Raw genomic sequence first — 22,542 nt, forward strand, 5'->3', positions numbered from 1 at the left:
TCTGTCCACTGCTTTACCGAGAATTACCTATTTAAAATATAGGTAAATATAGATATTCTGTCAACTGCCGTTAACCCATCCGTTCCCGGTAAGTTCAGGTCTAGCAGAATCAGTCCCGGGCGGGGAGCAGTTTTAGGATCGGTGTAGGGTTCGGTGCGGTAGAGAAACGCCAGCGCCCGATCGCCATTAATGCAGCGATAGACGGGGATCTCCGAGGAATATTGGTTTAGGTAGCGTTGGAGGGCTTCAAAGTCTTCGTTGCTGTCTTCAACGATCGGCAAGGGAGGGAGTTGCACAGTACACATGGCTGAATATCGGGTCATGGTTTCACCGCCCCCGATAAGGTGAAGTAAAACGTGCTGCCCTCACCGGGCGTGGATTCTACCCAAATTTTTCCCCCGTGTCGAGCGACAATTTTTTGGACGATCGTCAAACCTGCCCCTGTACCGCCACCATATTCGTCTTGTGCGTGGAGCCGCTTGAATATCTGAAAAATTCGCTCCCAATGGTGCTGGGGAAGTCCAATGCCGTTATCCCGGACGTAAAACCTGTAGGGAATCGGGTCTTTACCGCTGCCAGTTTCTGATTCGATACAGCCAATTTCCACCCCTTTCTCGCTTCGATCGTTGTATTTAATCGCGTTGCTAATCAGGTTGATGAATAACTCGCTGACTTGAGTGCGATCTCCGGCAATTGTCGGCAAAGTTTGGGGCAGGCGAAACTCGATCGCCTGCTGCGGCTGACCGATCTTTAAAGTGTCGATCGACTGTCGCACCAGATCGTTGAGATTTGTCGGTTGGCGCGAAAGTTCCGTGCGTCCCAGCCGGGAATAGTGTAGCAGCGAATTAATCAGATCCTCCATCCGCTGCGTAAGGCGCACCAGCGTTTGCAATTTGGCGGTGCCGTCGTCTTGCAACACATCCCCATAATCTTCTATCAAAAAATTAGAGTAGTTATGAATTCCGCGCAGCGGTTCTTTGAGATCGTGGGAAGCGACGTAAGCGAAGGCATCTAGTTCAGTGTTACTGCGTTCTAATTCTAAATTGATCCTTGCCATTTCATCTGCCTGACTGAGGATAATCCCGACGATCAGGCTGCGCAGTTCGGTAACGGTTTCGATCTCGCAGGACTTCCACGCCTCCGAGGTGCCCTGCACCGTTTCTTGCCATAGTTCAAAGGATTTGCGGGGAGACAACCGCATCTCGCCATCGGCTGCGACTTCGACAGGTTTGTTCGGGTTGCCGCCCCAGTTAACCGTTTGAATCACTTCTGGACGGAACCAGAGGATGTAATTTTGGTTGACTTGGGAAATTTCTAATGCTAACAGTCCACTTGCAACGGCCTTAAATGACTCTGCGGTTGGATAAATTTCAGACAGCGATCGGGTTTGAAACAGGTTGTGTTGAATCTGTGTTTCGATCCAGTCCCGCAAAGCAGGCAGTTCAGCTTCTGGCGGCGTTTTACCGATACAAATGACTTTTTCGCCCACAAAAACCGCAACTCCCGTCGCACCCACGAGATCTAGCAGGTTCGAGTTCAGTTGCACTAATCCATCCCAGAAGCTTTTTGACTGAGATAGCGATTCTACAAACTTGCTTTGCAGCGACTTCAACGCCATTTTGTAGTCTAAGTCTTCCCGATCTTCCTTGCTTGCCAGTTCGATCGACATCACCTGGGCCACAAACTCGCACAGGCTTCGCACGCTATAGGGAACATAGTTCGCCGTCGAGTGATGGCAGGAAATCAGCCCCCATAATTTTTGGTCTTGGATGAGTGAAATAGACATGGAGGCTGATACACCCATATTTTTGAGGTATTCCAAGTGTACGGGAGACACGCTCCGCAGCACCGATAAACTCAAATCCGTCGGGCGATCGTCTAAGGGATTGTGCGCTGGCACCAGTGCGACAGGCTCATAGGTGGAGTCGGGAATCAACCGCAGCCAGTTGAGGGTGTAAAGCTGTCTCGCTTGCTTGGGAATGTCGCTGGGCGGATAGTGCAAGCCCAGATAAGGCGTCAGCCTCTCTACCCGATCTTCTGCAATCACCAGCCCGGCTCCTGCGGCATCAAATTGATACACCATGACGCGATCGAATCCCGTGATTTTTCGCACTTCTTTAACCACAACCGCGCACATCTCCCGCAAGGTTGGAGCCTTTTGAATTTTAGTAATCGTGCCTTTTACTCCCTGGAAAAACTCAAAAAAGTTCGTTTTTTTTGTCGTTTTTTTGGGTTCTAATTCCAAAATAATCAGACTGTTACAGCGATGAACAATTCCATCAAACCGAAGTAATTTTTTTTGACGTTTGATGGAAATATCTAACGGATTCACATACTCAAACTCTTCGCTTAAGCATTGCCGGAGCGCCTCAATTTGCCCGGGAGCGAGTAAATTTAATAACGGTTTGCCCAACAGCTCTTGAGGATGCCTACCCACCAATGCAAACGTATTGCTGCTGACCTGGATGATGTTCAAGTCAGGTTCCTGCAAAACCAACAGCACCCCGTGGGGCTGAATCAGCCCGGGAATTTGAATCGGTTCGCGATCGCAATTGGTTAAATCGACAGTTTGGGTTAAATCAACAACCTGATTTATCATAAATATTGCGCGAAACTCCGGCTAAAAACAATTTTTTTTTCTCTTTAGTAATATCGTGTCCGGTCGATTCCCATAACAAAAACAGTTTGTAGTGCCCACTTAAGTCCGCTCTCAGTTTGTAGTGCCCACTTAAGTCCGCTCTCAGTTTGTAGTGTCCACTTAAGTCCGCTCTCATGCTGGGTACTGTTGTCCTAACGAGCGAACGAATCTGATTGCGTTTAATCGATCGGACACGATATAAAGCACTTCTCTAGAAGCTGGCAACGATCTGGTAAATTCACCTCAAGAGTCCAACAACTCTCCTTCAAAATAGCTCAAATTTGCCTGATTGGTACGGGAGACGGCTGCATATCCCCATTCTCCGAGGCGTTAACTTTGCTTTTGGTAACGCCTCAGATCGCGGCAAATTGCTTTTGATTGTGCGCCGCCAATTGTCGAATTTCCCGCATCATAGTGCCGACTTCAGGTTGCTTCAGCACCTGTGTCTGCTCTTGCAAAAATCGCCAACAATATTGAAAGGCATCTGCATTCCGAAGCATAAATCTGCGGTTGACCGATCGCAGATTTATGCAAGAGCTCGGGTACCCCAACCGAGCGCCTCAACTAAGAAATAGCTGCCGATTCCTGATAGCGAGGAAAGTCAATATAACCTTCAGGCCCAAAAGAATACCAGACGCCCATTTCAGCAGGCGGATTGAGCGGCCAACCGCGAGCAAAACGCTCTACCAAATCCGGATTGCTGATAAAATCCCGACCAAAAGCAATTAAATCCGCAACTTTGCTGCTCAAAGCCGTTTCGGCCTGTTCTTGAGTGTATCCGCAGTTGCCAATCAGCGGCCCTGCAAACACATCGCGAAACTCTCCTATCATCATCGGCGTTCCCAATTCGTGAAAGCCAAAAGCTAAACCATCCACAAGGTGAAGGTAAGCTAAACCATAGGCATTTAACTGCCCCGCGATATACAGAAAATTTTCCCGATAATCAGGAGAACCCATATCATTGTAAACACCGTTAGGAGAAAGTCTAACTCCCACTCGGTTGGCAGGAAATACTGTGATAATCGCCTCCACAATTTCCTTGAGAAAACGGTAGCGGTTTTCGACGCCGCCACCATAGGAATCAGTGCGGTGATTAGTTTTTGATTGCAGGAACGTGTCAATTAAATAGCCGTTAGCTGCGTGAATTTCTACACCGTCAAAACCCGCCATTTTTGCCCGTTCTGCGGCCTTGCGATAATCTTCTACAACGATCGAGATTTCGTGGGTTAACAGAGCCCGGGGAGTTTCGTAGGGTTGTTTGCCGGCAGGGGTATGAATGCCTTCTCCGTTGATTTTGATGGCAGACGCTGCAACTGGCAATTGATTGTTTTCCTGAAAACTGCTGTGAGAAGCTCGCCCGCAGTGCCAAAGCTGCATGAAAATCGCCGTTTCTCTAGCATGAACTGCCGCTGTAACTTGTTTCCAAGCTTCGCCTTGCTCGTCTGAATAAATACCGGGCGTATTCAGCCAACCGTTAGCTTGAGTAGAAATCACCGTAGCTTCTGTCACGATCAAACCAGCACTGGTCCGCTGAGCGTAATACTCCGCCATTAAGGCGTTTGCCATCCGCGTTTCACCGGCTCTGGCCCGCGTCATGGGTGCCATGACTGCGCGGTTTTTTAACGATAAATCTCCCAATTTGAAGGGACTCAGCAAAAGTGAAGAAGTTGTTTGAGCCGTCATAATCTTGATATTTCCTTAACAGAATAATCGGGAAAATTTGAGTTCGATCGCTTTTCAATATAACTTAAACAAACAGGACTTGCGAACAAATCTTTGGTCAGCATATCTCTTTGTAAGGTGCTTGTGGCTCATCCTACGGATATAGGCTGAGCGGATGGGTGCGTACTGTCAACCACCTACGGCAGTAAGTAGTCGTAGGGTGCGACGCAGAGCTATAAATTCCCAAAGAAATATTGACAATCTTACATATCCGCACCTGAAAAATAGTTGAGCAAACAAATTCAATACTTCTTTTGTAGTAAAATTTTTGATAAATGGTATTAGTGTTAATCAAGCAGCCAACTAAATAAACCTTCAACTGTCAGATTGAATTCTTTGGCAAATTCTGGCACTGGTAACAGTACATCCGGTTCGTCATAAAATGCTGTTGCCCGATCGCGCAAATAAACAAATACACATTGCTCAGATGGGTCAATCAGCCAACTCATCTGCGTTCCGTGCTTCAAACAATGTAGAATATTTTTCGTTACCTTAGTTTGGCTTTGGTCGGGCGAAAGAATTTCGATTGTCCAATCAGGGGCTATTGAAAAAATATTAGCCACTTCGCCATTTTCCTTGCGAGGAATCCTGCTCCACAGGAATACCGAAACATCTGGTATAATCGATCGCCCACCAAAAGTGCAGCGGAGTTCTGAGAAAGCTCGTGCCATCTTCTTGGATCTTACAACCGAGTTAATAGCAGGGGACAATTCAGTTTGAACTGCACTGTGTTCTCCTTGTGGCATTGGTTTTTGGACGATGCGTCCATTGATGTATTCGCTAGCTGGTTCCGTTTCCGGCAGCTTCAGAAACTCTTCTAGGGTAAGGGTTTTAGTTGGAGTCTGTACCATTTTAAGGTTTCCTGAACACAGGCGAGTTGAGATTCTTATACTTGTTATTCTACTTTCAGCCGATCGCCCGCACGATCAAAATGGCGTCGCCACCTGTAAGTGCAGCCTTTTTCCCAACTGCGGGTGCTCAAAGGAAAGTTCTCGCGCGTGCAAGTGCAGCCGGCTCGCAGCAGCCCGACATCCGTAAAGTCGATCGCCCAAAATCGGTATCCCCAACCCTCGGACATCCGCCGCATGAACCCTCAATTGATGAGTGCGTCCCGTCAGCGGCAAAAACTCCACGCGATCGTAATTTCCCTGTTTCGCCATTACCTGAAAGCGAGTAACACTGGGTTTTCCGCGCTCCCAATTAACTTGCTGAACCAGGGAATTTTCCGGGTCTTCTTTCACCGGGAGTTCGATCGTCCCCGCCTCTGTTTTTACAGTCCCCGAAAGCACTGCTTCATAAACTTTGTGAACCAGGCGTTTCTCAAATTGCAGGCTTAGTTGACTGTTGGTTTCTTTGTCCCGCGCCAGCAGCAAAATCCCCGATGTTGCTAAATCTAAGCGGTGCACTGCGGTCAGTTCTAACCCATCCGGCAACAAGTTCCGCAACCGACCCAGAACGCTATCTTGATTGTCCAGATAACGGCCGGGAACTGACAGCAACCCCGAGGGTTTATCGATCGCAATCAACCATTCGTCTTCATAAACAATCGGCAGCATTTGCTGGCAATCGGTTATTGTAACGCGAGCGGTAACGGGCAAGATGCCCGTTACACAAGATTTTTCATGACTTGTGGGCTGGGCTTCTTGCCTGTCTCTCAAAGGCTGATTGACAATTGTTTTCGCTGCTGTTTTTGACCGAGTTTTGCTATTAGCTGGCGGTGGAAAATCCGGGCAAGCTTTCGGTTCCGAAACACTTGGATTTTGAGCCAATCCTGACAGCAAAAAACCCATCAACGGCTGACACCGATCGCCGCAAGCACCGTAAAATTCTCCCGGAACTTTGTCACCCGATGGCGGCCCCCACCAAAACTCAGCCATTGCTAGGGGTTTCAGATTGTATACTGCCGCGCTGTGGAGCAATTTTGGCGCGCAGCAGTCGCCGGTGCCAGTGGGAATAGAATTAGCTGGCATTAATTCCTGGAGCGATCGCGATTTCCCCAAAAAATTCACCAGAGTGTAAGCCGCGTGCATCTGCGCCTGAAGTTCGCGGGAAAGTTCTTTTCGCCCTTGTTTCAGCATCCGCATCCGCTCATCCGCAGCTTCAATTAATTGTTTGAGCGGCCCCAATGTTTCATCCCGCTGCCGTTTCAATTGCCTGCGTTCAATTCCCTCCAAACGGCTGGCTTGATTCAGTTGTTCCAGGGCTATTTCGAGTGTTTCTGCTGCCCGAGTTTGACACAGTAACTGGCGTTTTTCATCTCGCTGCTGCTTGCAATTGCGGTGGCGCGCATTCAAAACTTGCAATTGCAATTCAAACTCACCGCATAAGGCTGCATACTCTTGTCGCTGCGGGAGTTGCTTGAGTGCAATCAGTTCCTGTTTCATCGCCTCCAATTCGGTCAGCGTGCGGGCTTCCTCGAATGCAACTCGCGATCGTCCCGGAATCGGCGGCACCCAGCCGTCAACAACGCTGCAACCGTTCAGCAGCCCCGAAAATGCTTTGAGAACCCGCTGTTCCCCCCAAGGCATCTCCACCAGCAATATGCCGTACATCTTCCCCTCGCGATCGTAGGAACCGTCAGCAGCAAGGTATTCCATCAAACCTCGGGCGAGATCCTCAGACATTCGAGTGCGCGGCAGTCTCAGCAGCTCGCCGCTTTGAGGGCAATGCCCTTCGTACCAATAATTGGGGCCTGAGCCGATCGACCCTCGCTCTCCGTCGGTAAAGCAGTCTGTGAAATCTAAAAGTGAGTGCAGAAGTAACATATTAAATTTGGTTTGAAAACTCGATCGGGACATATTTGTTTGTGTCCTGCCCGTATTGTACAGCCGTGTACCGAAAGTGGGGGCGCTGCATAATTTTATACAGATACAGTTAACTTATGGTTAAGTCAACATAATTTGTCGCATCAGACCTGATATGGTAAATTGGTTCCAAAACAGCAGCGAGTTAAGAAAAGCATAAGTTAATATATAAGACCGCAAGCTTGTTATCCCACTAAATTTTTTATATGTAAGGCGTATGCCAGACCTCTCGAATTCGGCCACGGAAAACTCCTCAAACCCCCAATCAGCTCTGCTGCCGCCGATTTTAAGAATTTTTGCAGCATTTCCAGATTACGATCGGGGCAATAGACACTACGCATCGGGAAGGTACGAAGCTGCAATCATTTGCTACTCAAAAGCGGTGCAAATTAAGCCGGACTGGGCCCGGGCGTGGCTGAATCTGGGCAAAGCTTACAAGCAACTGCACTCCTGGGCCGAAACGGTGGCCTGCGGCGATCGAGCTATTGCCATTAATCCAGAAGAATACTGGGCTTGGATGCTGCGCGGGAGTGCACTGTTAAATTTGCAAAATCACTCAGAAGCGATCGCTGCTTTCGACAAAGCAATTGAAATCAATCCAGAAAAGCACGAAGCTTGGTATCAGCAGGGCAGAGTTTTAGAGGAATTGCAGCAGTGGGATAAAGCAGCAACCTGTTACAAAAAAGCCACCCAAATTCATCCGAATTTGCCAGCGATGTGGTACCGGCAAGGCAACGTGTTGCTGCAAGCAGAGCGCTACGCTGAAGCCGTGGCGGCTTACGAGCGCGCGCTTAAACTCGTCCCGACTAATTGGGAAGCTTGGCTGAACCGAGGTTTGGCTCTGATGAAGGCGGAACGCTACGCTGAAGCTGTAACTTCTTACGATCGCGCCATTCAACTGCAACCACAAAACAGTCTGGCTTGGTTCAATCGGGGCATTGCTTCCGCAAAATTGCACAAATATGCAGAAGCGGTGACAGCTTACGATCGGGTACTGCAACTGCAACCCAACGACTCCGAAGCCTGGTTTTATAAAGGCATGGCCGTCAAACACCAGTGGCCCGATGCGGCAATTGCTTGTTTCGATCGGGCAATTCAAATGAATCCTTTTTATCCCGAAGCATGGATCGGGCGCGGTCAAACACTGTCAGAATCGAGAGATTATGAAGGCGCGATCGCTGCTTTTGACCGAGCCATTCAAATTAATCCGAATTTCCCCGAAGCTTGGCTGGGTAGAGGCATCGCCCTGGCCGAATTGGAACGCTACAAAGATGCTATCATCGCTTACAGCAATGCCCTCCAAATAGAAGGAAATTTTCTAGAAGCTTGGAATTTGCGAGGCGAAGCTCTCGAAAAATTGCAGCAATACGAAGAAGCGATCGCCTGTTTTGATAAAGTAATCTCTCTGAGTTCGGAAGCAGAAATTACATCAAAAGTAGGGTTGCAGCAAGGGGCGGCGCTGGAAAAATTGCAGCGTTACGAAGAAGCCGTCGCAGCTTACAACCGCATAATTAAAATCGTGCCAGACAATTTTGAAGCTTGGTGGAAACGCGGCAACGCCCTGTCAACTTTGGAGCAGTACGAACAAGCTCTAGCATCATACGATCGAGCAATTACTATCTGGCCTGACAGCTATCAAGGCTGGGTGCAGCGAGGCCTGGTGCTGGGCAAAATGCAGCGCTATGCCGAAGCACTCGTCGCTTTTGACCGAGTGATTCAACTCAAGCCCGACAACTGGTTCGCTTGGGCGCAGCGGGGCGACGTTTTGCAAAAAATGCAGCGGACTCAAGATGCAATTAGCTCTTACGGAGTCGCCCTAGAAATCAAACCAGATTACTACGAAGCTCTAGTCAGTCGAGAAGAATTGAGGCTCAAAGGCGCGATGTCAGGAAAATGGTAAGACAGTTGACAGTTGACAGTTGACAGTTGACAGTTGACAGTTGACAGTTGACAGTTGACAGTTGACAGTTGACCTGTGGTAGGAAAGCAGTTGACAGTTGACAGTTGACCGCTTGACAGCAAACAGGTTGACCGCTTGACAGTTGACCGCTTGACCGCTTGACAGTTGACCGCTTGACAGTTGACAGAAGGAAGAAGGAAGAAGAAAGAAGAAGGAATTTGAGAAATGGAAGTCGAGAAATGGAAGTCCCAATTCGAGAAATGGAAGTCGAGAAATGGAAGTCGGAAGAAGGAAGAATTTAGCTATATCTCTCTTCTTCTTTTCTCTTTTTCTGCGCCAATAACGCTCTCTGCGGTTCATGAAAAAAACTCAAATTCACCAATCAAATACTATTGCTAGAGCGGGATGAAATTGGGTTGCCGAAGTAATGAAGAGTCTCCCGCAAAAAAACTCTTATAACGTTTGAGCGTTCGGACTTCAGTCCTCTGCTTTTTCGCTCGGACTGAAGTCCGAACGATAGAACTAATTAAAGGGGGGTTTTGCGATAATACACAATATGAATTATTGGCAAATATTAACAGATACGACCGAGCAAAAAAATGACACAATCAGACAATTCGATCGCAATTGCGAGTTCCACTTCCCAACAGCCACACCCAAGTTCGCTACAGCAGGCAGATGAGGCAATTTCCGAATTTGAACGATCGAATCGGCCCAGCTTTTGGCCAGCTTTAAACAAAACCCAAATCATCGCCGAAATGCGATCGCGCATCCTCGATCCTTTCCAAGTAAATCAAGGCGGACAGCCTTTTTGTGGCCCCGCCGCCGTCACCTTTGCACTCTCGGCGCGCCGCCCCCTCCGCTACGTCGAAATCTGCCGCCATCTTTGGGAAACCGGCAGTTTTCGCACTCAATCTATGCGATCGATTTCTCCCTCAATGACGCTGCGGCACAGCAAAGGCAATTTGCGGATGCCTCAAGCAGACTGGATGGTTTTATCCGCACTCCGGGAATCAGAAAATTTGATATTTCCCATAGAAGCAAACGCCCCAGAAATTGTCCGCAACATCAGCGGGATGACCAAATCTTGGGAAATGGCCGGCTGGGCGCGAGAAATTTTGGGCGGCCGCGATGTAAAATCTCACTACGCTTATTTCAGCGGCGATATTCCAGCGCTGCGGGCCGCCGATGAGGCAATTCAAGCTGGGGGATTTGCTTTTGCTTTGATTACTGCTGAGGGAATGCTGGGCAACCAACCGCCGCTGATCCCTTATCCGAGTCACTGGGTGGCGCTGTTGGGAAATATCGCAATTGATGAGGGAAGTTCCAGCAAGGGCGATCGATCTCGCGTTAGCTTTGATATCTATACTTGGGGGAGAAAAATGCACGTAGATATTGCTAAGAAATCTTTTGAGAATTATTTTTGGGCAGCCATAGCAGGGCGCTAAATCTGATGCGATGGGAGATGGGAGATGGCAGATTGGAGATTGACTCGGAAGATGAATCTGAGGCTTAAGAAAATTATCTCTGGTGGCACCAGCAGGATGCCGGCCCAGTCATAAAAGAGCGCGGTGTCAGTTATAACTGAGTTCTTGCACGCCAGTCAATAAGGGGATTTTTAGTGGGTGGGGACGGGTTTATTTAACCTGTTTGCACCCCGCTCGGCTATTAGTGAACGCGCCCCTACAGCTTCCACACGAATGGTGCAAGATCTCAGCTATAACTGATATCGGGCAATATTTTCAATAAGACCCAAACCACCGGGTAACAGCGACGAAAAATCTTGACCCTCTGCTCGATACCGCAGCCCGAAACCAAGCTGATACCATTTTAAATTTTCCATTTTTCGATTTGAGATTGGGACTGACTGATGACTGTCGGGGTTTGGAGCGCCCGATCGCGAGTTGCATTTTTTTTAAACTGGTATGATGACGGCAACAGTGCAAGATGTCAGTTATCGCGAATACTTTCTGTCGGAGATTGCCCGACGGCACCCAAAATCGAAAATTCTGACAGCCAATTGCTGATTCTGCTGGCTTCATGTTATAGTGGTTTTTCAAGAATTAAATTCGGTTGCGTAGTTTGTTGGTGTTTATTTACAAGCGTCTCTCCGGATCTAAGTCTCTGCACCCTAATGATTCTGGAGATTTTATGTCGATTTACGTGGGTAATCTTTCATATGAGGTCACATCAGACGACCTCAGCGAAGTATTTGCCGAGTACGGTACTGTAAGCCGCGTCCAAGTGCCAGTGGACCGGGAAACAGGCAGAATGCGGGGTTTTGCTTTTGTGGAAATGGCGAGCGAAGCAGAAGAAGCAGCAGCCATCGCAGCTTTAGACGGTGCTGAGTGGATGGGCCGCGACTTGAAAGTCAACAAAGCCAAACCTCGCGAAAACAACAACAACAAACGCTCCTCGGGTGGCGGTGGCTGGGGCGACAACAATCGCTCTTCACGACGCTACTAAGTTTTGAGACTGAAGATTTGAATTTGGGTAGTTGACAGCAAGTGCGAATGCTGCTTTTTTTTTCGGGTTGTTCGACTCGCCAAATATAACTCCCAAACCTCATTCGTCAGTTTAGCCCCCTCCTATGAGGGGGCTTTGTTTTTGGCGCAAAATCCCGCGAGGTACGCCCGCAGCGCAGCGGACAGCCTAACTCGCAATTCTGTATCGTGATTAACTGCTTTTTTCAAGAAGCTTTCGGGATTTCTCGGCCCAACTCCTGTAAACTGTCTAACTAGAATTAAGCAGAAATAAAAGTTAGAATAACGGCAAAAGCGATCTTGCTCAAAAAAAACAAATAATCTTTACTAAAAATTAGCCGATAAAACCAGCCCGACCCGCAAATCAATAGATTTTGCCTGAATAAAGATGTCCAAGGTCTACAGCACGGCCCAACTCATTAAAATCCTCGAAGAAGAGCGCCAAGCTTGCTTGCAGGGGCGCCGCCTCAATTTGACTGAAACTCCTGCTACAGGGAATCCCGTGATTGACCGCTTTCTCACATCTGAGGGCGTTCAAAAGTTCACTGCTTATCAAAATTTTAAGGCGGCCGTGCACGAATACCAGCGGGAACATCAAGTTTCTGGGATTGTCTGGCGGGAAATGGCGGTTAAGGGCAATACTCTACGCTATCCGGCAGTGGATGACGAATTAATAGCTCTACCGGTTGATTTGATGACGCTGAAGGCAGCTAAGATTTCTATGTTGGAATTTTGGCAGCAGGTAACTGCGGGGATGGATTTGTATTTGAGTATTAACAGCGGGAAGGATTTTCGATCGATCGAGCCGGTTGATGTAGAGGCTGTAGCCCAGCGCACAGAATGGGCGAGTCTCTGGAAGTGGGAAAAGTTGGATTTTCTCGAAATTTTGTTGCAGTTGGGCTGGGGGAAGCCGGAGGAGGCTTATTACAAGCGGGGATGGCCGGCATCGGGCAGCGAGTATATTCACGCCGTAAAACCCGGACAGCGGCCGATTTGTTAACAGTTGACAGTTGACAGTTGACAGTTGATAGTTGACAGTTGACAGTTGATAGTTGACAGTTGTCATTAGCGATTGTACTTCGTTTTTCCCTTTTCCTTGTTGTTTTCCAATTATACCAATTACCCATTACCCATTACCCATTACCAACTGCCAATTGCCAATTACCAATTACCAATTGCCAACTGTCAACTGTCAACTGTCCACTGTCAACTGACAAAGCATCAAGCCAAACCACTGATTTGGATCTGTCCAAACTTGTACAGGCTTTAAACCGCGCTGCGAAAGTTCTTCCTTTACACTATTGAGATTAAATTTGCGGGAAATTTCGCTGCGGATAGTTTCTCCTGCTGCAAATTCAACCGTTAAATCGAGGGCGCGCAAGTTCACGCTTTGCGCTTTCTTACTTCTCAAGTGCATTTCAATTTGACATTCCTCTTGATTGTAAAAAGCCCAATGCTCGAACTGCGCTAAATCAAAATTTCCCTGATACTTCCGATTTAAATGCCGCAGCATATTCAAGTTAAATGCTGCCGTCACTCCTTGACTGTCATCGTAGGCCGGCTCTAAAATATCCTGAGATTTGTCCAAGTCAATTCCTAGCAAAAAATACTCTCCCGGCTTCAATGCACCGACTATTTGGGAGAAGAATACATCGCATTCTTGAGCGTTGAGATTGCCGAGGGTACTGCCTAGAAAGCAAATCATTCGGGTTGGCAGCGGGGACGGTGCAATTTTAGCTAAGGCTAATTCGTAAGTGCTGACAAGTCCGTGAATCTGGAGCGATGGATAATCTGCTAAGAGTTGACAAGCGCTGCTTTCTAGGATAGTAGGGCTGATGTCGATCGGCAAATAGTGCAGCGGATATTCCAATTGGCTGTAAGCATCGAGGAGAATCCGGGTTTTGGTGGAACTGCCGCTGCCGAGTTCGACGATTTCGCACGGGCCCGTCAAATGGGCGAGATCCCCCGCACATCCTTGTAAAATCTCCGTCTCAGTGCGCGTCAAGTAGTATTCCGGCAACTGACAAATCAACTCGAACAGGTTCGATCCGCGATCGTCGTAGAAATACTTGGGAGGCAGGGTTTTGGGGTTTTGAGTCAACCCGCTAACGACATCGCTGCCAGCATTGATTTCTGCGGGTGTCGGTGCTGCTGCGCTCACCAGTCGCTCTAAGTGCAGCCTGTTTTCCTTACTTGAAGCTGGGTTTGTCGTGTCGGACAGTCTTGGGGATTTCATAGAGTAAAATTAAGATGCACAAATGGGTATAGCACGCAGTCGCGTTGCCAGATATCGCGCTCAAGCCGGATTTTTCATGCCGATCTCCGTTCTGTATTTTCTCACCGAATGGCGATCGCTCCTCAAATTGAAAATTATAAATTATCTATTGTAAGTCTAAGCCTTACAAAGGCTGATAAAATAGCGGTCAGTTTGTATTGACTCTTGAGATTCAAGAAATCACAATGCCATACGTCAACATTCAGATTACGCAAGGTGCTACCAGAGAGCAGAAAGCTCAACTTGTCAAAGAAGTGACTGACTCACTGGTACGCATTCTTGGCAAAAAGCCAGAACATACGCATATCGTCATCCAAGAAATTGCAGAAGAAGACTGGGGATTCTCAGGGCTACTAACAGACGACTGGAAGAAACAGCAAACCTCCACTGATGAAACACCGAAAAAACTTGTTTAATAACTGACAAAATCATCGAGCGCAGCGAAAACCAGCGATAATTTGCCGCACGCCCGGATAGTACCAATTCCGAAAACTCGATCGCAGTGCCTGAGGAAAAGTAGCCCAACTCCCACCTTTTAAAACCCGGTGCTCTCCATCAAAATAAACTTCCGAGTATCCCCTGTAAGGATAACTTTCAAATCCCGGATAGGCGTCAAAGGTTGAAGCTGTCCACTCCCAAACATTGCCCAACATATCGCAGCAGCCCGCTGCACTTGCTCCCTTGGGAAAGGCATCAACGGGGGAGGTATTGGCAAGATGATTGCCGTGATTGCACAGGCTGGCATTTGGCTGTGCTTCTCCCCAAGGATAGGTAAGTTTCCTCTGATTTGCGGCATCCCAACTGGCAGCTTTTTCCCATTCGGCTTCCGATGGTAAACGCTTGCCGGCGAAGTTGCAGTAAGCTTCGGCTTCGTACCAACTGACGCCGCAAACTGGATGGTTGCTGAAAGCTGGATTTTCTGACCAGTAAAGCGGGCGATCGACTAAATGAACTTTTTGCCATTCCCAGCCCTCAGCAGACCACCAATCGCGGTTTTGATAGCCGCCGGATGTCATAAAATCTCGGTATTGACCGCAAGTGACGGGATAGCGATCGATCGCGTATGCTTCTAAATAACACAAGTGGCGCGATCGCTCGTTATCCAAAGCCTCAGCAGCATCGCTTCCCATATAAAATTCCCCGCCCGGAATATCGATCTCTGGGGAATCGGTAATGGGTAATTGGTAATGGGTAATTGGTAATTGGCGAGCGGTAATTGGGAATTGGGAATTGGGAATCGGTAATCGGCAATCAGTAATTAATCTTTCTTTCTCCTCCTTGCTTCTATCCATTACATCCGTTACATCCGCTACAAAATCCGTTGCCAATCTTCCTTCTTCCTTCCTTTGCATTTGCAACACAAAAGCAACAGTTTCGCAGTGCTGGCTTTCGTGCTGAATAATAAACCGCCAGAGACGTTCTTGCTGGGCGATCGGCGCAACTTCCAAATAATCTAACACCTTTTTTCTCACCGCATCCAGATACAATTCAACTTCTGGTAACGCAGGCAAAAAAACCCGTTGTTTTTTCGGCAAAATATCCGCAGCAAACAGTTGGTGATACTCAGGAAAAACAGGCTTTAACCCAGCACACCGCTGCAACAGCCACAAATCCTCAGTATAAGCAATGTGGCCTAAGTGCCAGCCCACCGGGCTGAAATCAGGATGAGCTTGACGGCAGAAAGTATCGTAATCGATGTCTGCAAATAGCTTGAAAGTGCCGCGGCGACACTGCTGCAAATCCTGATAAATTCCCTCTCTAGAAGATTGGATAGATTTCGATATCACCGTCTGCTCCCGTACTGATAATGCTCTCTTCTGGACACTCGTGCCAATTGCCAGCAAATAAAGGCTCAGAAGCAATGATGACAGAATTCGGGAAATTTGGATCGTCTCGCAGCCAATAAAGGGAAGGAGGGGCTTTTGGGGAAGCAAAGCGAGAGGCCACGAGCTGGTGTCCGTCGCTGATAATGATATTAGCTGAAAATTCTACTTGGTGAACGTTTGCTAGCTCAGCTAAGGTTTTCAGGGAGTTTTGCAAAGCAGCTTCTAGAGTCAGATTTGTGTTGGTCAATTCATTGACAAATAAGCCGAAAATGTGCTCGGAATCTGTAGTACCGTTAATGGATTGATAAACGGTATCGCACAGCCGATCGCGAATTGGTCTGTAAAGAGTTTTCCGAAAATTCTGCACGAAGCCGTTGTGTACGAACAACAGGCGATCGCGCCCAAACGGCTGACAGTTGCTCAAATCTAGAGCTTGTCCTGAAGTTGCGCTGCGAACGTATCCGATCGCGCAGCCGGATTCAACGTATCGGCTGATACTCGGCAGATTGATGTCGTTCCAAATTGGCTGTACATTTTTATAGGTAAACGGGTCAGTATCTAGGTGGGGGTGATACCAACCAATACCAAACCCGTCAGCGTTGACCAGGCCAGAAGTCATTTCGCGGGGCTCGTAACTCTGCACAATTAGCGAATGTTCCGGCTTGTACAGAATAGTATCGAGTAAAATCGGCTCCCCGACGTAGCCAAGCAAACGGCACATAAAATTTTGTAAGCATACAGATTAGCATTTTAGTCCATTAGCCGATAAATTGCCCGTTAGCGAAGCCCTCGAAGAGGATCGCCCATCTTCAACACTGAGAGGGCCAGTTTTTTGCAGGTCGCTGCCAGCATCGCGGTACAAACGGTACAGTAAAGGTAGAACCCCAGCAGCACAAGGAGACTCTTGAATGTTCCTCGACGAACTCATCCCAGTGGTCAAAGAATTGATCCAACAGCCGATCGCCTTTGCGGGCGGATTTTTTTCTGGCCTGCTTCGACTCAACCTTCACGAAGATCCCGTTAGAAGCTGGATCGACGAACAAGCCGGTTCAACTTCCTACACTCCTGGCGCAGCCGAAGCCACCAACGCTAAAAGCACGGGGCCTCAGTCGATCTCGATCGACTAAGCAAAAGCACTAACTATTGCAGTCAGTACAAAGGGCTTGTCAGTGCGGCAGGCCCTTGTAGTTAGATGCGATTGTCCAGTTGTCAGCCCAATGGCACTTGAGTGTCAAATCAATCGGTTATTATGTATGCACAACAAGTTCAGTTCGATCGACATGACTATCTATATTGGAAATTTGTCCTACCGCGCCACCGAAGAAGACCTGAAATCAGTATTTGCAGAGTACGGCACAGTCAAGCGAGTTGTCTTACCTACCGACAGGGAAACCGGTCGGATGCGCGGTTTTGCATTTGTTGAGATGATGGAAGATGCCCAAGAAGACGCTGCAATTACCGAATTAGACGGTGCAGAGTGGATGGGGCGCCCCTTGCGAGTCAACAAAGCTAAACCCAAAGAAGAGGGAAATCGAGGCGCCGGTATCAACAGGAACAGCGAATATTAGTCCGCGGTGCGGCGGTTGACATTTTGTCGGAACTCACCTGATAGCAAGCGCGCCATTAGCCCCGCATTGTTAGCAGCAGTTGACTCGCAAGCAGGAAATGTCAAATCCGCTGCACAAAAACATCGACCCTTACAGGAGCCTGCGGTATGGTTTTAGTACAAGAATTTGATGCCAAGGAATGGGTGAAAACCCGCAGTTCCCTGGACGGTGAAGCCACATTTCTCACCTGGAACGGCGCGATTTACTCTTTTGTTCCCAACGAACCGAAAAAGCGCTTGTTCAAAATAGTTGGGATGAGTGCGAGCAGGTGTATTGCTGACGGCGATGGCGGCTGGAAATTCACCTCGCGAGAACTAACTTACTATCTCGATCCCAACAGCGGAGAAATTCTCCACAAATGGCAGAACCCTTGGACAGGAGAAGTCCTCACAGTTGCACACGTTGCTAACAACCCCGTTCAAGGTGATTTTAAGGGAATTTTCCCGGCGAAAGTAGATGGAGAAATTACAACTTTTAGCTTTGACTTATTTCCCAACTATCCCAATCCTTTAGCTGAAGAACCGAGATTTGCTGATTACAGTCCAAATCCCATTTATCAAGCTGCGGAGTTGTTTAAGCTGACAGTACCCACGGCGGAATTATTAGATCCCGAACTTGTTTCAGTTTCTCAAGTAATTCTGAGTTGGGATAGAATTGGGCCGTGGCTGGCGTGGATGAAAATGGGAAATCTGCCCGGTAACATGATTTACAGCGCCACTGGTTCTAAAGTCCAAAGTTGGACAGATTTACCTCAATTGCTGCAAGATGAAATTAGGACTCGCATTCCTTTGTATAAAGATGCGCCGAAATCGCAATTAGATGTAGAAGATATGACTTCTTGGATTTATTTTCAGAAAAACTTTGATGCTTATCTCGCAGGTGAAAGATTTCCTTTGCCAGCAGCAGCAGAATAAACTCATAATACGATCGTAAAATTGGTGCGAAGTTGGGAATGCAGCTATTCCTCAAAATCTGATGGCTGGCATTCTTAACTACGAAGCTGATTCTATTAATGTCCAGAAATAGCCGTCAGGGGCGATAAAGGAAAAACTCGGTTCTCCAAATTCATTAGGGACTATTTCGGTGATTTTTTGGGCGTTGCTGGCTTGGACTCGGTGAAAGTATTCTGGGATGCTAGACACTCGATAGGTGTACAGCGACATTCCCAAACAGCCGGTTCGAGCGCGATCGACTCCATCGTCTAGGGCGATCGAACTCGGGAACCTCAGAATATACAGTCTACCCGATCGCGCGGCTGCAAAATCTGTTTTGGACGATCGCGGATCGTCAAAAGCCGTCACCACAAATTTTTCGCCCGGGTGAAGATCGAAAATCTCCCTTCCCGCGAGGGAAGATTCAAAAGTAGTTTCTACATCATCGCGGGCGCGAATCAAGCCCAGAACTTCTTCATAAAACAACAATGTTTCTTTGCTGTCATCTTGAATTATCATGCCCATGTGGGTAATTTGACTCGTTTTGAAAAAAGCATTTTCATTGATTTTTCCGTAATTGGGCAGGGCATAGTTGAATCTTTGAAAAAAAACTTGCCGAGTCAAAGGCTGCAACAACATCATCTCGCGTACCCCGACAGCCGCCCCGACAAAAGGACGCGCTTTGCGCTCTTTGTTGTAAATAACCTCCCAGCGGGGAGAGGTATATTTCACAGGCAAATTTGCCGACTGGGCATCTTCGGCATGGTTGAGAATATTCAACAAATCAGCAGTTAAAGTAGTTGCCCAACGGTTGCCTTTTACCTTCATAGACGACATTTGCAAGCCGTTATTTCTAGGTTTTTCCCAAACCATCAAGCGAATTAATCCGTGATCTGCATCTTGGTGTTCGAGCCGCACGGATCGCACTTTTGAACAAACTCCATACAATTCGGCAGCCACCGATGCCGATAATTCTCCGATTTCACCGATGCGATATCCAAATTGCTCCCAGTATTGAATTTGTGGAAGCGCATCAGTAACCCCGATACACATTTCATAAATGCCTGCGATGCCAACCGGCTGTACTTGATTCATATTTTTTGAGACATAATTTGCGGGCGGGATGTCGAGCAACCCGATTTCTGCTCGAATACCTTGCTGCTAAAACCAAGATTTATCAGGAGAAACCGGGTCGCTCAGCGTCTGTTTTAGAAAGAGTAAACTCGCCCTTTTTCATCTATATATACTGACCTATCTTGTCTGGTTCGACCGTCGGAAGTGCTGATGCGAACCGTCACAATGTTTTGCTTGGCATCAACATTATAGTCGTATTTTAAAGTTGTGCTTCCTCCTTTGACATTAATCGGAATATTGGCAATGTCGGCGGTGCGGTTGCTGACGCGAACCATGATGTTTTTGCTGGCTCCCACAGCCAAGGATGACAATCCGACACCTGATTGACCGTATTCTAGGTTTAATCCGGTTTCATTTAACAGTCTGAGGGTGATGTTGCGAGTAGTGTCAACCTGCGCTTGAGGTTGCCAGAATCCCGGTTTTACGCCGCCGTCTGTTGCTGGTTGAGATAATGCTGGATGGGGATGCAGAGAGCCGAGGGCGGCAAGTATTGCAACCGCAGCAATAATTTTTGATTTCACTGTTTCTACCTCCGGTTAAAGTGTGGGTGATATTTCTATCTTAGCTTGAAAATCGGATGTTTTTAATTGATGACAAGGGTTCTCAAACCCGGTACAACAGTAAAAGTCAGGGGTTGAGGGCGATCTATCTATTCAGAAACTGGGTTTTTGTAATCGCGGTTAATATTGTTGCTGTTTGCATCGGAATAATAATTTTTGTACGGGGTTGGCGGGACGCTAATTGTTAACGATCGATCGAGCGGCTTCTAGGAGCAGGCGCTGTTCCGCACGGGCGATCGCCCTGCAAGTCTGTTCAGCAGCATCCACATTCACCGAAATAGACGAAATTCCCCACCGCACCAAGGATTCAACTGTCTCGGGATACAAGGCTGGAGCGTCGCCGCAGATCGAGCAAGGAATGCCCGCAGCCCGGGCTTCTCGGATTAATTGTTCGATCGCCTTCATCACAGCTCGATCGCGCCCGTTAAAACCACCTGCTACCTGTTGGGAGTTGCGGTGAATGCCTAACAGAAATTGAGTTAAATCGTTGGTGCCGATGGAAATTCCTTGAACTCCGGCTTTTACGTAATCTGGCAATAAAAATAACACCGAAGGAACTTCCGCCATAATCCACAGTTGAAACTGGGCAGGCCGATTTTTCCAAATTGTTTCTAAGCGCTGGCGGCAGTAGACAAACTCGTCCACAGAGCGCACGAAAGGCAAAATTAAATTGATATTTGTATGGCCTGACTCGCAGACTTTTTGAAGTACGGACAACTCCCAATCAAATAACTCCGGTTCAAAGGTATCGCTGAAACTACCGTGGGCTCCTGATTCGCGCAAATCGAGAGAGCGATAAAATATCGGCTGCGGCTCCACTGCTGCTGCAAATAAACTGAGGCAATCCGCCATTCGATCGACAAATTCCGATTGGCGGTGGTCTTGCAGCCAAATTTTGGGGTTTTGACAGTCCAAAGCTTCTAATGCCATTAATTCCGATCGCAGCAATCCGATGCCGTCTATTGGCAGATTTTTGAGGCGGTCGATCGAACTCGTTTGGCTGACGTTAACTAGCAGTTGAGTCGCCGTTGGCGCGCCCCAAACATATTCGGCAGACTCAGCCCGTCGAGGTTTAGACGCGGGATTGGACGATCGCTCTGATGTTGAAAATTGGTGGTTGGCTATTGACATTTTTGCTGCTGTACTGTATAGTTCTTCATTTTCTGCTGTTTCCTCAAGCCGGCCGCTGTCTGCTGTGTCGATCGCCGGATGTTGGGCGAGGGCAAAAACTTCTCCGCTATCGCCGTCTACCAACACCGAATCGCCAGAGGCGATCGTCCGAGTCGCCCCGGCAACTCCCACAACAGCGGGAATCCCCAATTCTCTCGCTAAAATGGCACCGTGGCCTGTCATGCCTCCTTGTTCCGCAACTATCCCCGCAGCAACTTTCAACCAAGGCAGCCAATTGGGGTCGATTGTCCGGGCGACCAAAATGCTTCCGGCTAAGAATTGGGCGTTTTCGGGGTGGGAATTAGTCATCACTTGGGCAATTGCTTCGGCTTTTCCTGAGGCGGCGGCCAAACCTTTGAGGATCGCAGGAGTTCTGGTTTTGGCGATCGGATTTTCCCGTGCGGGCGCGACTTTTTCCCGTTTCAAAAGACGAACTCGAGTAAAATAAAACTGCGGTTCGCCACTGTTTGCTGTCCGATCGAGCGTCCACTCCAAGATTAAATCAGACTCAAATTCGGCGATTACTTTTTTGCTCAATTCCAGGATTTTTTGCAGTTGCGATTCGTCTAAAACGTATTCATTTTGTGCTTTCTCTCCCAGCGCCCAAAGTTCCACGCAACTGCCAGCACCATCAGGAATTATGAATGCAGAATTGGGAATTTGTCTGCTTTCCCAATTCTCTATCTGCGGGTTTTTTTTCGGTTTTCCCGCGTCCGCTTTGAGATGGTACGCTAATGTTTTGTAACCGAGCCGCTGGAATTTAACCGCCCCTGTTTCCGGCTGCACTTGATAGTAATCGGGGATGGTTTCTCCCCGAGCCAGGGACATTCCCAAACCGCTGGTGGCTTGGATTTCCCACGCTGCACCGCAGTTAGTTTTTACCTCGCCCGCGGCGATGGCTGGGAAGATTGGCTGCACCAAAACTGCGGGATTGATTTGCTGTATCTTCATGCCGCACCGCTGCCAGTAAAATAGACTTCTGGCTCTGAACAGTTCTGCCCAAGCTCGTTTGAGTCCGGCCTCGATGGCTTCTGGTTCTGGGCCCGCTGCGTGAGATTCCAGGATTCCGGCTGTTTTGGGGCTCCGGTTCGTCAGGGAAGGGCGAAAAATTAAGGCTTGGGAGTTGAGTTGAGCAACAGCAGACTCTAGGCCCGAGAGCAGCGAATCTGGCAGTTTGGCTGCGAGGATTTGGTGGCGGATGCTGCGGGCGATGGATTGCAGTTGTCTGGGTTCATCGACATTCAAGTGCAGGGAAGAGTGGGGCCAGTCAGCAAACAGCGGTTCTAGCCAGTCGATCGACTCTAAAAACTGCCAAAATGTTGTAGCCGGCACGACAAAACCCGGTACAGCGGGATGATTTTTCTGAAGCAAACAGCTCAAGTAAAATGCTTTTTCTCCCACTGCATCTCGGTCTGAAGGTTTAATTTTGTCTAGCCAGTAGAGGTTTGTCACGCCCAGAGCCTGTCCTTGGAAACAAATTTAATTTTGATA

23 protein-coding genes are annotated in these 22,542 nt (G+C 48.1%); 10 read left to right on the plus strand and 13 right to left on the minus strand.

Annotated elements, in window-relative coordinates; genetic code table 11:
• Positions 1-23: 23 nt before the first annotated feature.
• The 6 genes from QUB63_RS30980 to QUB63_RS31005 form a co-directional block, all read right to left on the minus strand.
• Positions 24-323, minus strand: a complete 300-nt coding sequence (locus tag QUB63_RS30980) for a hypothetical protein (RefSeq protein ID WP_332949210.1) — start codon at positions 321-323, stop codon at positions 24-26.
• Positions 320-2,599, minus strand: a complete 2,280-nt coding sequence (locus QUB63_RS30985) for an ATP-binding protein (protein ID WP_332949211.1) — start codon at positions 2,597-2,599, stop codon at positions 320-322. Before QUB63_RS30985 ends, QUB63_RS30980 begins: the two co-directional genes overlap by 4 nt.
• A gap of 392 nt (positions 2,600-2,991) precedes the next feature.
• A complete protein-coding gene (locus QUB63_RS30990) occupies positions 2,992-3,138 on the minus strand; it encodes a hypothetical protein (RefSeq protein ID WP_332949212.1) in 147 nt (48 codons plus the stop codon).
• Between the two features lie 64 nt (positions 3,139-3,202).
• Entirely contained in the window at positions 3,203-4,321 is a 1,119-nt protein-coding gene (locus tag QUB63_RS30995) for an alkene reductase (protein WP_332949213.1), read from the minus strand.
• Between the two features lie 326 nt (positions 4,322-4,647).
• Positions 4,648-5,211, minus strand: coding sequence for a Uma2 family endonuclease (locus QUB63_RS31000; RefSeq protein WP_332949214.1), 564 nt, complete (start codon positions 5,209-5,211; stop codon positions 4,648-4,650).
• Positions 5,212-5,286: 75 nt separating this feature from the next.
• Complete coding sequence (locus QUB63_RS31005; RefSeq protein ID WP_332949215.1) at positions 5,287-7,125, minus strand: RluA family pseudouridine synthase; 1,839 nt, start codon at positions 7,123-7,125, stop codon at positions 5,287-5,289.
• Between the two features lie 256 nt (positions 7,126-7,381).
• On the opposite strand from QUB63_RS31005, the gene QUB63_RS31010 reads away from it, so the two are divergent.
• The 3 genes from QUB63_RS31010 (at position 7,382) to QUB63_RS31020 (ending at position 10,512) form a co-directional block, all read left to right on the plus strand.
• Positions 7,382-9,064 carry a tetratricopeptide repeat protein gene (locus tag QUB63_RS31010; protein ID WP_332949216.1) on the plus strand — a complete coding sequence of 561 codons (1,683 nt, stop codon included), beginning with the start codon at positions 7,382-7,384 and terminating at the stop codon, positions 9,062-9,064.
• A 158-nt stretch (positions 9,065-9,222) separates the two neighbouring features.
• On the plus strand, positions 9,223-9,366 hold the full coding sequence (locus tag QUB63_RS31015) for a hypothetical protein (RefSeq protein ID WP_332949217.1): 144 nt from the start codon (positions 9,223-9,225) through the stop codon (positions 9,364-9,366).
• A gap of 297 nt (positions 9,367-9,663) precedes the next feature.
• The gene (locus QUB63_RS31020) at positions 9,664-10,512 is read left to right on the plus strand and encodes a hypothetical protein (RefSeq protein ID WP_332949218.1); all 849 of its coding nucleotides are present in this window, start codon (positions 9,664-9,666) and stop codon (positions 10,510-10,512) included.
• A gap of 269 nt (positions 10,513-10,781) precedes the next feature.
• Here the strand turns inward: QUB63_RS31020 and QUB63_RS31025 are convergent, their stop codons facing one another.
• Positions 10,782-10,907, minus strand: coding sequence for a hypothetical protein (locus QUB63_RS31025; RefSeq protein ID WP_332949219.1), 126 nt, complete (start codon positions 10,905-10,907; stop codon positions 10,782-10,784).
• A gap of 308 nt (positions 10,908-11,215) precedes the next feature.
• On the opposite strand from QUB63_RS31025, the gene QUB63_RS31030 reads away from it, so the two are divergent.
• On the plus strand, positions 11,216-11,530 hold the full coding sequence (locus tag QUB63_RS31030) for an RNA recognition motif domain-containing protein (RefSeq protein WP_293131611.1): 315 nt from the start codon (positions 11,216-11,218) through the stop codon (positions 11,528-11,530).
• 405 nt (positions 11,531-11,935) lie between these two features.
• Positions 11,936-12,547, plus strand: a complete 612-nt coding sequence (locus QUB63_RS31035; protein ID WP_332949220.1) for a hypothetical protein — start codon at positions 11,936-11,938, stop codon at positions 12,545-12,547.
• A 192-nt stretch (positions 12,548-12,739) separates the two neighbouring features.
• On the opposite strand, the gene egtD is transcribed toward QUB63_RS31035, so the two are convergent.
• A complete protein-coding gene (gene egtD, locus QUB63_RS31040; protein ID WP_332949221.1) occupies positions 12,740-13,783 on the minus strand; it encodes an L-histidine N(alpha)-methyltransferase in 1,044 nt (347 codons plus the stop codon).
• A gap of 22 nt (positions 13,784-13,805) precedes the next feature.
• On the opposite strand from egtD, the gene QUB63_RS31045 reads away from it, so the two are divergent.
• Entirely contained in the window at positions 13,806-13,937 is a 132-nt protein-coding gene (locus QUB63_RS31045) for a hypothetical protein (RefSeq protein WP_332949222.1), read from the plus strand.
• A 70-nt stretch (positions 13,938-14,007) separates the two neighbouring features.
• The gene (locus QUB63_RS31050) at positions 14,008-14,238 is read left to right on the plus strand and encodes a tautomerase family protein (RefSeq protein ID WP_332949223.1); all 231 of its coding nucleotides are present in this window, start codon (positions 14,008-14,010) and stop codon (positions 14,236-14,238) included.
• A gap of 12 nt (positions 14,239-14,250) precedes the next feature.
• Here the strand turns inward: QUB63_RS31050 and QUB63_RS31055 are convergent, their stop codons facing one another.
• Together QUB63_RS31055 and egtC are read right to left on the minus strand one after the other, a co-directional pair.
• Positions 14,251-15,609, minus strand: coding sequence for an SUMF1/EgtB/PvdO family nonheme iron enzyme (locus tag QUB63_RS31055; protein ID WP_332949224.1), 1,359 nt, complete (start codon positions 15,607-15,609; stop codon positions 14,251-14,253).
• Positions 15,581-16,369, minus strand: coding sequence for an ergothioneine biosynthesis protein EgtC (gene egtC / locus QUB63_RS31060; RefSeq protein WP_332949225.1), 789 nt, complete (start codon positions 16,367-16,369; stop codon positions 15,581-15,583). Before egtC ends, QUB63_RS31055 begins: the two co-directional genes overlap by 29 nt.
• Positions 16,370-16,556: 187 nt before the next feature.
• Here egtC and QUB63_RS31065 point away from each other — a divergent pair, with 187 nt between their 5' ends.
• From QUB63_RS31065 to QUB63_RS31075, 3 genes are all read left to right on the plus strand, one after another.
• Positions 16,557-16,775, plus strand: coding sequence for a hypothetical protein (locus QUB63_RS31065; RefSeq protein ID WP_332949226.1), 219 nt, complete (start codon positions 16,557-16,559; stop codon positions 16,773-16,775).
• A gap of 153 nt (positions 16,776-16,928) precedes the next feature.
• On the plus strand, positions 16,929-17,216 hold the full coding sequence (locus QUB63_RS31070) for an RNA recognition motif domain-containing protein (protein WP_332949267.1): 288 nt from the start codon (positions 16,929-16,931) through the stop codon (positions 17,214-17,216).
• 146 nt (positions 17,217-17,362) lie between these two features.
• Positions 17,363-18,169 (plus strand): DUF1838 domain-containing protein, encoded by an 807-nt coding sequence (locus QUB63_RS31075; protein ID WP_332949227.1) that lies wholly within the window; start codon positions 17,363-17,365, stop codon positions 18,167-18,169.
• 78 nt (positions 18,170-18,247) lie between these two features.
• On the opposite strand, the gene QUB63_RS31080 is transcribed toward QUB63_RS31075, so the two are convergent.
• The 3 genes from QUB63_RS31080 to QUB63_RS31090 all read right to left on the minus strand — a co-directional run bounded on the left by QUB63_RS31080 (position 18,248) and on the right by QUB63_RS31090 (position 22,503).
• Positions 18,248-19,282, minus strand: a complete 1,035-nt coding sequence (locus tag QUB63_RS31080) for a VOC family protein (protein WP_332949228.1) — start codon at positions 19,280-19,282, stop codon at positions 18,248-18,250.
• 113 nt (positions 19,283-19,395) lie between these two features.
• Complete coding sequence (locus QUB63_RS31085; RefSeq protein ID WP_332949229.1) at positions 19,396-19,842, minus strand: hypothetical protein; 447 nt, start codon at positions 19,840-19,842, stop codon at positions 19,396-19,398.
• A 216-nt stretch (positions 19,843-20,058) separates the two neighbouring features.
• Positions 20,059-22,503: a putative PEP-binding protein gene (locus tag QUB63_RS31090; RefSeq protein ID WP_332949230.1), complete on the minus strand. Its 2,445-nt coding sequence runs from the start codon at positions 22,501-22,503 to the stop codon at positions 20,059-20,061.
• Positions 22,504-22,542 lie beyond the last annotated feature (39 nt).

Origin of the sequence: Microcoleus sp. ARI1-B5 (assembly GCF_036705795.1) — a bacterium.
In the GTDB taxonomy this organism is placed as follows: Bacteria; Cyanobacteriota; Cyanobacteriia; order Cyanobacteriales; family Microcoleaceae; genus Microcoleus.